Annotated in this window: 11 protein-coding genes; all 11 read right to left on the reverse strand. The window is 54.0% G+C overall.

Annotation, left to right across the window (positions count from 1 at the left end; genetic code table 11):
* Window positions 1-155: 155 nt before the first annotated feature.
* The 11 genes from H6815_04465 to H6815_04515 all read right to left on the reverse strand — a co-directional run bounded on the left by H6815_04465 (window position 156) and on the right by H6815_04515 (window position 15498).
* Window positions 156-1712: a M23 family metallopeptidase gene (locus H6815_04465; protein ID MCB9859686.1), complete on the reverse strand. Its 1557-nt coding sequence runs from the start codon at window positions 1710-1712 to the stop codon at window positions 156-158.
* Window positions 1713-1743: 31 nt separating this feature from the next.
* Window positions 1744-3486: a hypothetical protein gene (locus H6815_04470; GenBank protein MCB9859687.1), complete on the reverse strand. Its 1743-nt coding sequence runs from the start codon at window positions 3484-3486 to the stop codon at window positions 1744-1746.
* A gap of 202 nt (window positions 3487-3688) precedes the next feature.
* Window positions 3689-4462, reverse strand: a complete 774-nt coding sequence (locus H6815_04475; protein ID MCB9859688.1) for a hypothetical protein — start codon at window positions 4460-4462, stop codon at window positions 3689-3691.
* 184 nt (window positions 4463-4646) lie between these two features.
* Window positions 4647-5546: a LamG domain-containing protein gene (locus H6815_04480; protein MCB9859689.1), complete on the reverse strand. Its 900-nt coding sequence runs from the start codon at window positions 5544-5546 to the stop codon at window positions 4647-4649.
* Between the two features lie 51 nt (window positions 5547-5597).
* Complete coding sequence (locus H6815_04485) at window positions 5598-6632, reverse strand: hypothetical protein (protein MCB9859690.1); 1035 nt, start codon at window positions 6630-6632, stop codon at window positions 5598-5600.
* 191 nt (window positions 6633-6823) lie between these two features.
* The gene (locus H6815_04490) at window positions 6824-7846 is read right to left on the reverse strand and encodes a hypothetical protein (protein ID MCB9859691.1); all 1023 of its coding nucleotides are present in this window, start codon (window positions 7844-7846) and stop codon (window positions 6824-6826) included.
* A gap of 200 nt (window positions 7847-8046) precedes the next feature.
* On the reverse strand, window positions 8047-8988 hold the full coding sequence (locus H6815_04495) for a LamG domain-containing protein (GenBank protein ID MCB9859692.1): 942 nt from the start codon (window positions 8986-8988) through the stop codon (window positions 8047-8049).
* Between the two features lie 24 nt (window positions 8989-9012).
* Complete coding sequence (locus H6815_04500) at window positions 9013-9741, reverse strand: hypothetical protein (protein MCB9859693.1); 729 nt, start codon at window positions 9739-9741, stop codon at window positions 9013-9015.
* Between the two features lie 49 nt (window positions 9742-9790).
* Entirely contained in the window at window positions 9791-10666 is an 876-nt protein-coding gene (locus H6815_04505) for a PEP-CTERM sorting domain-containing protein (GenBank protein ID MCB9859694.1), read from the reverse strand.
* A 141-nt stretch (window positions 10667-10807) separates the two neighbouring features.
* A complete protein-coding gene (locus tag H6815_04510; GenBank protein ID MCB9859695.1) occupies window positions 10808-13078 on the reverse strand; it encodes a WD40 repeat domain-containing protein in 2271 nt (756 codons plus the stop codon).
* Between the two features lie 50 nt (window positions 13079-13128).
* On the reverse strand, window positions 13129-15498 hold the full coding sequence (locus H6815_04515) for a hypothetical protein (GenBank protein MCB9859696.1): 2370 nt from the start codon (window positions 15496-15498) through the stop codon (window positions 13129-13131).
* Window position 15499: the final 1 nt, after the last annotated feature.

The raw sequence follows: 15499 nt of genomic DNA on the forward strand, positions 1-15499 counted from the left end.
CCCCTTCTCAGCATACCTGCGCGTCCACAGACGCGCCCAAGAGCCGCGTGTCGTGATATATTCTCGCCGAACCAAAGCCAGGTTGCAGTTCCAAAGCAGTGTAACCAACTTTGATTGCACACTGCGATCTTCAATCCAAGCAACGATCAAAGGAGTTACGGGCATCCAACGGCGTACGCGTTACCGAAGCAGATGTAATCAAAGATGTTCAGGCTGCCCGACCCGTCACAGTCGGCATACGGATCATTTGTGCTGTACGCGTTGCCGAAGCAGATGTAGTCAAAGATGTTTAGGCTGCCCGACCCGTCACAGTCCGGATAGCAGGCGCCGGACGAGATACACACGGTGCCACCAGCAGCCGCGCCATCGCTCGGGGTTACGCACACCTCGACCGTGTCGCCCGCACTCCACGTGTTCGCAGCGATCGCGTCTGCCCGGCCGGCGGTGATGACATCGCGCACCGTGCTTCCATTCACCTTCCACACGTAGTGATAGCGGACAACATCCCAGTCAAGATCGTCCTTCCAGTTTGATGTTTGCACGCGCGCGTAGATCGCGTGGCCCGATTCGGGCACAGCCGGATCAAACGAGACACTGATTGGTTCCGGCGGACGGTTCAAGGCGGGGTTGATTGTTGTCACTGCTTGCACGGGCGCATCGATCACATTCTGCCCGTTGATATCGAGCACGATGCGCCAGTCGCCAGGCAACTGTGTCTGGAAGATCGGATCGTTCCACCAGTAGTACCATGCAAACGGGTACGGGTCCGGATTACCGAAAGCAACCGTGCCGCTGTCACGCTGCACACCACCGTTTGGATCAATCCAACGCACGCGCCATGTTGACTGCGCTGGCAGATAGTTGAGCATTACCCAGAAGTACACGCTCTGTGTTGAGAGTGCAATCTGTCCTTCACGCGGCGACGGCTCCGGCGGAAACGCAACCGTGCCGAGATTTGTTGCTGTCACACCGAAGTCGAGCACGCCCGCCTCAGTTTGATACGGAAGCTGGTTCACCCATGCGCTCGTACCTGGGTTGCATGAGCCAACATTCGGCTCAAATGCGATACCCGCCTGATGTGATTCAAAGTGCAGGTGCGGGTATGTTGAGCACCCGCTCGACGCTGTATTGCCGATCTGCTGACCCTCGACAACCATCTGCCCGGGAGAGACCGCGACAGATCCATTTTGCATGTGGAAGTACCAGCCTTCGCGTCCATCCCCGTGATCAATAATAACGTAGTTACCGTTCCCGTTGCACGTGGTGTTCTTGTCAAACTCGCCATCGTTTGCAAACAGCACAGTCCCGGGTGCAACAGCAAAGATTGGCACGCCGATGTCCTGCTCGCTCCATGATCGGATGATCACGTCATGGCCAGCGTGCCCGTTGTATGAAATCGCGCCGCACTCATAGTCCAGGATTCCCCCAGAAGCGTCAAGATCAACATAGTTCGTGATTGAGAGGTCGCCATAGATTTCGCCCGCCTGCGGGAAGAACCGGTAGAGTGCCGGAACGTCGATCGCAGGATGCGCGGTGTGATATTCTGCAAGCATCGTCTCGAGTTGGTCGCGAAGCTCGGAAGGCACGCAGTTATCGTGCGTATCAACCCCATAGACGGGGCCGCCGATTGGTCCTGTCCAGCGCACATCATCCGGCGTTGCAACAAAGCTTGTCCCGATCAGTGCAAGCGATACACATGCTCCCACTACCATCTTCCACTCTCCCTTTGTTTGTCATACGTACTTACGGACACCCGGCTGCATATGCGGTGCCGAAACAGATGTAATCAAAGATTGTGAATACGCCGTTACCGTCGCAATCAGCGTACGCGCTTCCTGCCGCGTAAGCTGTTCCGAAACAGATGTAGTCGAAGATTGTCAGCGTGCCGTTTCCATCGCAGTCAGCATAGCACACACTCACAACCGGGGGCGGGACATTTGCAACGAAGACACCTCCATCAACCAGTGTTGGATCACCGGGTGCAAATGATGTTTGGTAGGCGATATCACCGTCGTCATTGATAGCGCGAATTCTACCGTCCTGCCCACCAGACCCCGAGAAGAAACGAATGCCCCAAATGGTCTCTGTCTGCACGAGAACAGGGTCGCTGTTCACATCAAGCACATCGCCCTCGCGGACGACTTTCACTATCTCTCCGTCCTCGTCTGTCATCCACAGGCCCATGTCATTGCTGCTTGATACGCCGGAACCGGTTACCGGGTATAAAAATGCAACCTGACCGACGGCATTCCACACCGGATCAAATGAGAAAGACCCCGAGCCATTGCCAAATGTAGCGCCGCCAGCATCTGGCGCAGCATCGCCCTCACGAACAACCAGTTCGATGCCCGAAGATGTTTCGATCCACACACCCGCATCGTTGGCGCTCGTCACGCCCGAACCCGTGAGAAAGCCTGTAAACATTACATTGCCTGTGCCATTGAGTTTTACCACGCCAAAACCTGAAAACGTTGCCCCTCCTGTGCCCGGTGCAACATCACCCTCCCTGACAACAAGCGAGAGTGAGCCAGGCGCGGTAGACCAGATACCCGAGTTGTTTGAGGACGTCACGCCAGTGCCGGTGAGCCCGCATCGAAACGCGATGTCGTTATCGTTGTTCAGCGCCAGCCCGACTGACGTTACAAAGTTGAAAAACATCGCGCCGCCGGTGCCCGGCGCAACCGACTCTCCACGAACAACCAGATCGAGCGAGCCGGAAGCATTTGAAAAGATTGCTTCGTCATTGACTCCATTGACCCCTGTACCATCGAGTTCGGCATGGAAGACTGTCGTTCCTGTATCGTTGAGCGATACCGACGCTTCAGTCAGTGAAAAAAATGTCGCACCACCCGTACCTGGCGCAGTCATCACGCTCCCACTCCGCGCAAGCAGAGTCATTGAACCCGACGCGTTTGACCACACACTCGCGTTCGTACTAGAGCCCGTCAGCAGCCCATAGAAAGACACACTTCCGCTGCTGTTCAGTCTCGGGAAACTCAAATCACCAAAGAGATCCCCACCCGTGCCTGGTGCTGTATCACCCTCGCGCACAACAACTTCCGGTTCCCCACCGGGCGTATGCATCCAGATGGTTGAGTTGTTCGCACTCGTCACCCCTGTGCCAGAGAGTGAGTGAAGGAACGCCGTTTGGCCAGCATCGTTTAACACCGGTGTTGAAAGATAGAACGTGCTGAACATGGCGCCACCAGTGCCTGGAGCAACTCCTTCTTCACGCGCCAGCAGTTCATATGTTCCAGCACCTTCGGTCCATAGACATTCGTCTGGGTTGGCACTCACACCGCCAGAAAAACCGACATACCCGCCTGCATTCAGCGCGGGCTGTGCAAAGTTCGCATGCAGGAGACCACCAAGCCCCGGAGCGAGTGTTCCGCCGAGTGTTACAGTCCGAAACTCAACCTGTGCTGTCGCGTACCCGCACCATCCACTCAATACCAGAATAGCTGCCCAGCGTCCGATATGTGTCATGCCGCTCTCCTCTTTACATCGAAAAACCATGGAACTGGAGCAACGAGACTACACGAAAACAGCATTCCTTGTCAAGACGGAATACCTGAACGCGAGATATGTAGCTTTAGTGCTGATTCTGTTAACTATGTAAAAAGAAAGTGTGTGTATTTCTCGATGCTCTTTATGGCTTTTCGCTGGAGTGCACTAACGCAAAGCACCGTCACAGACACCCGGTTGCGTATGCGGTACCAAAACAGATGTAATCAAAGACTGTGAATACGCCGTTGCCGTCGCAATCAGCATACTGATATTCCAACGCGTAGGCATTGCCATAGCAGATGTAATCGAAGATGCTGAGCTCGCCGTCCATATCGCAATCCGGATAGCACAGTGTTAACTCCAGTGAAACGTTATCGAAGTATCCACTTGAGAGCGGGCCAGCAACATCCGCAACACGGAGTTCGATCCAGACTGATCTCGTCCCCATTGGCACCTTGCGTTGTAAGCCACGACAGTGCCATGTGGACGGGTCCATCGGTTCATGGTCCGCATTGAAATAGACAACATGCAGCAGTTCATCGGTGCCGTTTCGATACTCGACTGTTGCGGCTGCAGCTGCCGGGAGTGAGGCGTCGCCTTGCCACTGGAGAAGCATGCCAAAGATCGATGACACCATCTCGCTATCAATCGCCTTCGCAAACTCAGACACGTCGACGGTCTGCGACAACGTTCGCACACCCGAACCGGTCTCGCTACCAAAGCAATAGTCCCCTGTCACACCAACTGCTGGCAAGCCCGCAGTGCCCGGCACAGAAGACATGACAGCACTCAAGCCGCCGGACACCCATCCGGTTGTATCGCCGGTTTCTGCATCGCCGTTGACAACAAGGTTCTCGTAGTAGGGCTGGGCATACGCATTTCCTGCACCAACAACCAAAGCCACCATTAGCGCGAAGTATCTCGCATGTGCCTGCAAATCTGTTCGTGTACGCATCTCTGTGCCCTTCCGCATATCACGCCTGTACCTGAACGTGTAACATGAACGCTGCATCAGCTTGGTCCTCTTCGCACATTGTGCGTCCTCGGCACATTTTACACGATGGTGTTCCTCTCCGCGAGAAAAATCCTGTTCTGAAGCAATATGTATTGCTATCAGTTTCCAAACAAATCAGACCGGTTTACAAGCACCCAGCCGCGTATGCATTACCGAAGCAGATGTAATCAAAGATGTTCAGTGAGCCGGATCCATCGCAATCAGCGTATGATGTGCTTGCTGCGTACGCGTTTCCAAAGCAGATATAATCGAAGATGTCAAGACTGCAACTGTTATTACAGTCGGCGTAGCACACAACCTCCGGGAGCGGTTCGCCAGGATGGTTGAACAGCCAGTCGATGTCGTAGCTGCATAGCGCCTCGTCGTATACCTGCACATCATCAACAAATCCATCGAAGTAGTTTTGCGGCCCCAGCCCGGGGAAGTTCATGCCGCCGATCATGAATGTTGCTGTTGAAGACTGAATTGTTTGTGACACAAACGACGATTCGACCGGCGCACCATCAACATAGATGTGGGACATGCCAGACGCCTCATACACACCGACGATGTGATGCCACTGTCCGTCGTTGATAAGTGTTGTCGAGTTTGGCGATGAAGAACCGAGACTGCTGTGATACAAGTACGCTGTGCCCGGCGATCCGTACGTTCCGAGTTGGTTCGTACCGATGAAATACCCTGCAACAACAGTGGACAAATGGCGGCCGAACGGGATGCCTGGTGACAGATCGCCCGCGTCCAGCCTGACCCATCCCGCGAGTGTGAATGACTCACCGCTTGTCATCGGCAACACACCGTGCATCGAGACATACGCATTGTTTGCACTGCGGATTTCTATCGCACCGTCAACAACACCGCCATTCGGATGGAATACTCCGTTGATTACGACACCATGACGCATGCCAACCAAGTCAAATGCCGCGTCATTCCCGACGGGTTCATCGAGCTTCCAATGCGAGATAAGGTCAGCGTGTAGTACCGAAGACAGCATACCGATCAGCGAGAGGGCTGCCCATTTTTTCACATCACAACGCATCACACACCTCGCATTACTCGGTTCATATCATCTCAACACTCACGGGCACCCAGCTGCGTAGGCATTACCGAAGCAGATGTAATCAAAGATGTTCAGTGAGCCGGATCCATCGCAATCAGCGTATGACGTGCCTGCTGCGTACGCATTTCCAAAGCAGATGTAGTCAAAGATATTCAGTCCGCCACTGCTGTCACAATCGGCGTAGCACCCCGAATCACGGAAGACAAAGCCTCGCGGGGTCTGTAGCCCGCCCGAGCCGGTCGCAATAAACACATCGACAAACGCGCCGGTCGTTGCATCATAACGACGGACGCCGCTGCTTCCGCTGACGTACACCATGCCGTCGGGCCTGAACTCAAGTGAGCCCGGGCCGACAAGATCCTGGTCCGCGATGAACGCGCCGAGATGCGCGTGCGTCGCTGCGTCATAGCGTTCAACCTCACGGTCGTACCAGTCGCTCATGAAAATGTCATCGTTTGGCCCGATCGCCACGCCGGTCGCAAGACTCACCTCGGTTGTGCTCGCAAAGGAGTTCAGCAGCGCGCCCGACTGGATGTTCCATTCCTGCAATGGGCCCTGCGTGTAGTTCTCTGTTGCAACGAAGAGCGTGCCTGTTGGCGAAAGCACCATGTCGTGCGCATACCGCATTGTTCCGGCACCAATCTGTCTGATGTATGCGCCTGTTGTTGCGTTGAGCTCGACAAGATTCTGTGTGTCGTTACCGAGCACGTACGCAAAGCCGTTAGTAAACAGCATAGTCACAGGCTCTTCGAGATAGAACGTGTCAGAGAAGAACGTGTCGATGAACGCACCAGTCTGCCCATCGAATCGCTTGATATTTCCAGGGCCGAAGTTGACAACATACAGATTGCCATCGGGCCCAAAGACCAGATTCACCGGACGATCCAGCCCGCCCGAGCCCGACGGCACGAATGCGTCGATGAACGCGCCTGTTGTGCCGTCATAGCGAAGCACCGCATCACTCGATCGATCGGTAAGAAAGAACTCACTCTGGGCGAAGGAAGAAGATGTTGTCGCAACTATCAGTGCAAGGCCAGATCTTGTACGGTTCATCGGTCGCTCTCTTGTATGGGGTGTGGTCATCAAACGCAGCTTTGGCGGTTCTATGACACAATGATACAGGAAGTCTCTCTTGACTGCACGCGAAAACCCAGTCCATGCAAGCAAAGCGGCCAATAAAAACGTCCACGAACCGTTCGGTTCGTGGACGTGTGTTATGAAATGAATAAAACTAGTCTGTAGGTTTACGGGCACCCTGCTGCATACGCGTTGCCGAAGCAGATGTAATCGAAGATGTTCAACGAGCCCGAGCCGTCACAGTCGGCGTACGACGTGCCGGCGGAATACTCGTTGCCGAAGCAGATGTAATCAAAGATATTCAGCGAGCCACTCTGATCGCAGTCGGCATAGCAGGTCTGTGTTGGTGTGAGATCGAGTTCGGAGATAAAGCCCATCGTGTTGAGCGCCAAAGTCTGTACAGCGCCTGTCGCAGGATCGAACAGGAACAAACCGCTGCCGCCAGCTGAACCTGTGGCAAGAATCCTGCCATTGGGAAGTTCCCACATGCCGCGCACACCGGTGACCTGCGTCCAGTAGTCTGTCTGCGCACCGTTTGCGTCGTACGCGTACATCCCTGATGGTGAAGAGAACCCGCCAGCAAGAATCCCGCCGTTGGAAAAACGAATGTTGAGCTGCTCGGGGAAGTCGATGCCGTTCACACCGTCTGAATCGTGAAACACCGAGACAAAGTTGCCCGCATAGTCATACACCAGAAGATCGTCGTTGATAATATCGGGGATGAGCAGATTGCCGTTGTAGTCAAGCACATCGAACGGGTCATCCACAGCGAAGAACCCAAGATAGTTTCCTGAGAAATCAAACATGGCAATGCCATCGCCATTCCCCGGCGCACCGTTGTTGCTGCCGGAGTTTGAGACATAGACCGTATTGTTTACAACTGCAAATCCACGACAGTTATCGAGCACGGAAGTGAACTGCCCGAGCGCGTTACCATTCAGATCATAGCGATAGATAAAATCATCAAGCTGCTCTGTAATCCATATCTCATCACCAACACGCAACGCCTCCACCGGGGTTGACCATATGCCTGTCCCAACAATGTACGCCGGGTCAACGACAGCGCCGGTTGCGGGATCAAGCAGCATGAGCACGTCGCTCGTGCGATCGAGCACACCAAGATACGTCTGGGCTGATGCAGTCCCAGCAGCCATTGCGAACGCGAGACAGACAGCGGTTTGGTAACGCATCGACGATTCTCCTTCTTCCTTCAACTGATCCATTCCGCAGCGTGCGGATACATCTACAGCATATCCGAAGATGGAGGGTTGCGCACACCCAGTTGCATGCAGCTATTGATGTTTCACATGTATTGCGAGGCCCTATAACGTGCAAACAAGACCCGCCCTTCCGGGCGGACTTGCGATAGCGTTTGAAGCCGTGCGCTGACTTACGGACAACCAGCGCTGTACGCATTGCCGAAGCAGATGTAATCAAAGATATTCAATACGCCTGAACCATCGCAATCTGCGTAAGGGTCCTGTGTGCTGTACGCGTTTCCAAAGCAGATGTAGTCGAAGATATTGAGGACAGGAACCCCGTCACAGTCGGCGTAACACGTGAGGCCTGATGCACCAACATGTGCAGCAATCTCGGCAGGTGTTAAGGCACGATCGTACAACGCAACTTCATCAATCTCGCCGGTAAAGAATCGTGTGCCAAAGAGGTTGGCGGCGCGATTGATAGTAAACGGCGTCGACGTGACGTTGATGGAACTGGCATTGAGAAAACCGGGACTCAGCGCAGGATCCTGCACGACAGTTTGAGCAATGCCGTTGATATAGAGCGTTGTGCCGTCAGAAGTGCTGTTCCCGCCCTCTCGAACCCACGCAACATGCACCCACCGATCACCGCCAACTGAGGATGTGCGCACACCGGCATTGTAAAACCCGGTGTACACGCTTGTGTTGTCATTGCTTGAAACAGAGAAGTACACTGCTGTGCCGGTTGAGCCACCACCCCAATGGAGGAACGGACCCCAGTTTCCTGCGCTCCCGTTCTGATCCAGACGCACGATTGCCTCACATGTAAACGTCGGATTCCCTGTCAGCGAGGACAAACCAAGCGATTCGCCGTACGAGTTTGGATCGCTGAAACGCACTGCGCTATCACCGGCATACGTTGAGACATCCCTGCCAACGCTTCCCTGGAAAACCAGATCGTGCGACGATCCCAGCGAACCATGGTTGACAGCATTTCCGGTCTGCTCGTTCATCTGATACCAGAGAACTGGTCCGGACGCAGTGACCTCATCCTGGAACGCCTGCGGGCTTGCATGCGCAAAGCTGACCATCATCATCGCACCACCGAAAGTGAATACGCGCACGTTCATTGCCATTCCTCCCGATCAAACTTCTCACGGACAGCCGGCGCTGTACTCGTTGCCATAGCAGATGTAATCGAAGATATTCAGTGAGCCCGAGCTATCGCAGTCGGCATACGACGTGCCAGCTGAGTACTCGTTGCCGAAGCAGATGTAATCAAAGATGTTCAGTGTTCCTGATCCGTCGCAGTCTGCGTAGCAGCCGCCATCCATCTGCACAAGAACATCATCCATCCCCCAGCCGCTGTCGGAGCCGCTGTCAATGGAGACCGAGGTAAAGGGTGTCGAACTGACAATGCCAATAAAAGCACTCGCGTTGTTCCCCGATGGCCCTGCGGTGTAGGCCTGACCATTGATAAAGATAGTCAGAGGCACCGAGTCCATGTCGGTGTAGTCAAATCCAATGGCGGTCCAAGTATCAGCACCATTCGCAGTCAGCGTCAGCATTGTGCCTACGTTGCCTTGATCAGTATCAAGATAGAAGTACTTCACACCGCCGGGCGTTGTGTTGAAAGCACCAAAGGCTGCGGCATCCTGGATCTTGATCGCGGTTGGGCTTGTCGCCATTGCGAACATGTTTGCGTTAAACGATGGCACCGCACCGCCGGAAGGATCTCCAATCACAGGATATGACTCTACATCATCCAGTTGTGAACTGGACGCAGCAGCAAGAAAAGATGCGCGATCAGTATACACCTGTGCCGATACAGCTGTCGCGCAGCCGAAAACAGCGAGTGTCAAAGCCAACTTTGAATGTGTCATTTTTCTCTCCTCATATATGGGGTAAACTCACTCTCTCACTCACGTGCGCTTACGGACATCCAGCGCTGTACTCGTTGCCGAAGCAGATGTAATCGAAGATGTTCAGCGCACCCGAGCCGTCGCAGTCTGCGTACGACGTGCCCACTGAGTACTCGTTGCCGAAGCAGATATAGTCGAAGATGTTTAGTGCACCCGAGCCATCGCAATCTGCGTAGCAGCCTGTGTCAGTCGCAACAAATGCGAGTGCTTGTGCCAGCATCCGGCCCCCATCGGTTCCGGATGACCACCACGCTGAGGTGCAGTTGCTTGAAGGCGGATAAAACCCGAGATCGACGCGCTTGGGATTTGCACCAACTGCAACCAGCGTTCTTCCATCGTTCCATTGAGCTATTTCTGTCGCGCCAACTTCCAGCAATGTCATGCTCGGACGGGACATCGAGGTCCCACCTGTAAATGTCGTCACGCTGTCCATGATTGGATGGGATGGATCAAGGATCTGACCCAGCGACGCGTTACCGCCCTGATTTCCTGAGCGTGGCAGGATCACGTCATACCCGGTTGACCATCGTCCGGTCAATGATCGCTCTGCAGTCACAGAGCTGTTCGCAAAGGTCGCGACAACAACCCCGCCACCCGCATCGACGTAATCTGCAAGCACATTGCCAAGCGCTTCGCCGCTCTGGTAACTCAGATTTGACCAGGTAATAACCGCATCGTACTGCTGAAGCTCAGCAAGCGATGGTGTTTGTGTCATCACCTCGACATAACTCACCGAGGAAAATAATCCGGAACCAGCCAGCATCTGCTGCACATCGGTAAACTGACATGAGGTTGGAGTCGCTGCGGCTGCAATAGCTACGTTGAGTTGTGCACGGACAGCCGATGTGCACGCAAGCGCAACGACAGCACAGAGTGACCTTTTCACGATAACTCTCCATTTCTCTTTTCTATCGTCTCGCGCGACCGCGCGGGAAACCCTTCCAGCATACCCGAACGACCCGGTGCTTGTCAATTAGCTTTTTTAGTCCAAAATCGACGCTTTGGCATACCAAATCTTTGCGCATCGTCACGGACACCCTGCCGCATACCCATTCCCGAAACAGATGTAATCGAAGATGTTCAGCGCACCCGAGCCGTCGCAGTCAGCATACGACGTACCAGCCGAGTACTCGTTGCCGAAGCAGATGTAGTCGAAGATATTGAGCGAACCGGAACTGTCGCAATCGGCGTAGCAAGCACTGTCGCAACCAAACACAGCAAAGAACGGCGCAACAACACCGCCAGCGGATGTAAACGCACCGCCTGATGCGATATTGCCATTGCCAAGGACAGCCATTGCATATGGGCCTGTGTTTGTACTGGGTCCGAGCGCGATCCATTCTGCGCCATTCCATCGGGCAAGCGCAGATGTGTTCGGCTGTCCCTGGATGGTAAATGTACCGCTTGACAACACACTTCCATCCGGAAGGGTGGCTAGCGCAGTCACACCGAAACCGTTCCCTTCACCAAGTGGAAACCATGCTGAGCCATCCCATCGAGCGATGTGATTGGCTTGGACAGATCCTGCGATAATAAAAGCCCCTCCAGCAATGAGATCACCATTTGGCAGTGATGCCAGTGCATTCACGTTTGCATTCATTCCATCGCCAAGAGCATACCACTCTTCGCCATCCCATCGAGCAATCCGACGTGCTGTCACGCCTCCTGCCTGCGTAAAAAAACCGCCAGCAATAAGATCGCCGTTTGGCATGACAGTCAGAACAAACGCGTTGCTCTGGAGTCCATCTCCCAGCGATGACCATTCTTTTCCATCCCAACGCGCAACATGTCGCATGAGTGTGCCGCTGCCCGTTGACGTAAAAAATCCAGCTGCTACAACATCTCCATTTGGCATTGTGACCAGAGCTCGCACATGTGTGTCGAATCCGTCACCCATGGCGTGCCACGCTTTCCCGTCCCAGCGCGCAACATGGTGAACATCCACCGAGCCCGCGGTATGGAAGAAACCACCCGCAACAATGTCGCCGTTCACAAGGGTTGTGAGCGCACGAACTGTCCCGCTTGTACCTTCGCCGAGCGGATGCCATGCATTTCCATCCCAGCGTGCTACATGGTTTGCAGAGACACTTCCAGCCGAAACAAACTCGCCCCCAATGACAACATGCCCATTTGGCAGCGTCGTAATTGCGCGCACTTCACTGTCAATACCCGATACCAACGGCTGCCATTTGCTCCCGTCCCACTGCGCAACTCGAAGCGCTGCCGATTCTCCTGCGAGCCCGAAGTTGCCGCCCGCAACAATGTTCCCATTCTCCGAAACCAGCGTTGTCCAGACAGCAGAGTCCATTCCACTGTCGATCGCGGTCCACGCAGACCCATCCCATCGTGCGATGCGATTTGCTGGATTTCCATCAGCAGTCGTAAACTCGCCTCCCACCACAAAGTCACCGTTTGGAAGAATCGAGATGGACCACGCCGTGTTATCCATGCCAGCACCAACTGCTGACCATGCAGTGCCATCCCATCGTGCTACGTGTAATGCTGTGTTGGTGCCAGTATGGCCAAACTCTCCCACTGCGACAATGTCGCCGTTCGGCAATACTGCCAGATCATGCACATCACCATCTACACCATCACCGAGTGCGGTCCATGAAACCCCATTCCATCGTGCAACACGAGCAATAAAGGCACCATCAACCAGAGTGAAGCTGCCACCAGCAACAATATCTCCGCTTGGCATCTGTGCGAGTGCATGGATTTCACCATTTGTTGTACCATTTCCAAGTGCATGCCATGCAGTACCATCCCAACGAGCAACATGGTTTACAGGAGATCCTGCTGCATTTGCAAACTCTCCACCTGCTATAACGTCGTCATTTGGAAGCACCAGAAGAGCATGAACGTGGCTGCTCACACCCGTGCCAAAGCCGGACCATGACACCCCGTCCCATTGAGCAATGTGATTTACCAGCAATCCGCCAGCTGTTGTGAAATCACCTCCAACAACAAGATTGCCGTTCGTTAAAACTGCAACTGATCGAACACGACCATTCAGACCATCGCCGAGCGCTGTCCAAGACTGGGTAGCAGGATCAAAGACCACAACCCCGTTCGCTGCAGTTGAGCCAGCAACATCAAACCATCCCCCCAGTACTAGCACTGGAGATTGTGGGCCTGCACCATCTCGGTCCCACCAGGCACTCGCATTCACGTGGTTGTTAGCTCCGGGGAGATCCCCCGAGGAGATCCATCCAGGGTCAGGACATGTAAACTGAGCAGTTGCAGCTGTGCCGGCGGCTGCTACACATAGAAACTGCGCGAGATGTGCGAACTTCATAAAATGATCTTCCTTCTATGTCAATGGTTCAACAGCATTCCCAAATGCGCTTATGGGCAGCCTGCCGCATACGCATTCCCGAAACAGATGTAATCGAACACATTGAGTGAGCCCGAACCATCGCAGTCAGCATACAGCGTGGCAGCCGAGTACTCGTTGCCGAAGCAGATATAGTCGAAGATATTGAGCGAGCTGGAACTGTCGCAGTCGGCGTAGCAAGCACTGTCGCAACCATATGCAGCCAAGTGTGGCGAAAAAACGCCGGCGGCGGTTGCAAAGAGCCCCCCAGCGTACAAAGAACCATTGATACTGCAAAGATCGTTCACAAAGTCATCGAATCCACCATCAGCAGGTTGCCACACGGAACCGTCCCATCTGGCAAACCCATCCGCTACGATGCCACCAATGTTATCGAATATCCCAGCAACATAGAGATCGTTATTATGGAATGCAATTGCATCTATTGCAATGTACTCAGAGACCGAAGGTAATCCAACAGCATGCCAGCTTAGTCCGTCCCATCGCGCGATGCTCCGTGCGGGGATGCCTCCAGCTAAATCAAACCTGCCTGCAATAAACAGATCTGTTTCACGTACCGCCATATCATCTATAAGAGGGCTGGAGCTTGTTGTCGATACAACACCGCCGCTAACACTAACCCACGTTGTTCCATCCCAACGTGCTAGCCGACCAAGTGTTGGATCTGTAAGATACCCTGCAGCATACACATCTCCCTGCATCACAGCCAACCGTCTCACACTGCTTCCTTCCAGACCTGTCCCCATTGGTGCCCAGCTTCCACCATCCCATATCGCAATATTTATCGCGGATACCCCGTCGGCCGTATTAAAATCACCTCCGCAGACCAGCTTGTCATCGTACACAGCCATGTCATAGACAATAACACCGCCAAGAGTTACACCCAATCCCGGATCACCAACCGTATGCCACTGGGTTCCGTCCCATTGAGCAAGGCCATCGACAGGCGTTGCTCCAGCCAGTTCAAAGTTGCCACCAACATAGAGACTTCCTGCAAAGACCTGAATGTCATAGACCCTCCCCGAAGTAGGATCGGTAACTCCGCCGCCAAGAGCCTCCCATGTGTTTCCATTCCACACACCAATGTTATTTAGCACAGTTTCACCAGCAGACGCAAAGCCTCCACCGACTATCAGCGTGCCGTTGTATGTATCAATAACGTTGACGATATCATCAAGCGAGTCGCCATCACCCAAAGCGACCCAGTTTGATCCGTCCCACGCGGCGATCCTGCTTGCAGGCCGATCCTCTGCAAAGGTAAAATCGCCACCACATAACAGCATACCGTTCCATGCCCGTATCACGTCGTGGTCATAAGATGTTCCATCGCCCACAGGATGCCATGACGAGCCATCCCACCGTGCAACACTGTTTGCAGCAACACCATCGATCGAATCGAATGATCCCGCGATATGCGCCTGACCGTTATAGCTTGTTACAGATGCAATACCAGGTGAGTTTCTGCCACCGGTTAGGTCATTTGGTATCTCGGTCCATGCGTTGCCATCCCATTTCGCAAGCTTTGCCCCGCCGGTAGGCGTCGAGATGTTGCCCACAACATAAAGATCGTTTCCTATGACAGCAGCGTCTCGTGCGTTGCCGTTGTATGTTGGGAACTCCTGCACCCATGTCGAACCGTTCCACGCAACAATGCCGGATGATTCAATAGAACCGGCAAAGGTAAACGTGCCACACACGATAAGCTTGTTGTCATATACAGTAAGTCGGCGCACATTTGGAGCACTGGTTCCGCTGAGTCCTCCCTGCACCGGCTGCCATGATGTGCCACTCCAACGAGCAATATTGTTCAGAACAACACCACCTGCTGAATCAAACCTGCCTCCAGCATACAGCGAACCATTGTACGATGCAATGCTGTACACCAAGCCACTTGATGTCGTATCACGAACGAGGGATGCGCCAAGGCGTGACCAAGCCGAGCCATCCCATTGAAGCACCTGACCAGCGCCCTTTTGAAGCACGCTATCGTAAAGATCGCCGGCAACGGTGAGAACACCGTTATGCACCGTAACATCCCACGCGGTCCCTTGTCTGCCATTCTCTGAGTATCCATCACCAAGCGCATACCACTGAGCACCATCCCATGCAGCGATACTTGTTGCAGCCACTCCACCAGCAGCTAAAAACACGCCACAGACAACAAGATGCTCTTGCATCGGTCCGGAACCATCAGGATCCCAAGATGCAAACTCGTGGGCATAAACATCACCACCACCCGAAATACCGCGAAATCCCGCTTGGCCCCAGGCTGGTTCAAGCCACTGCTCCACACACTGCGCATGTACCGATGTGGTTTGTGCACAAGCGACGCAGAATGAACATATCACCAGCACTGCAGCACGATTCGAACACGTCTTCATG

This window comes from Phycisphaeraceae bacterium (assembly GCA_020639155.1).
In the GTDB taxonomy this organism is placed as follows: Bacteria; Planctomycetota; Phycisphaerae; order Phycisphaerales; family UBA1924; genus JACKHF01.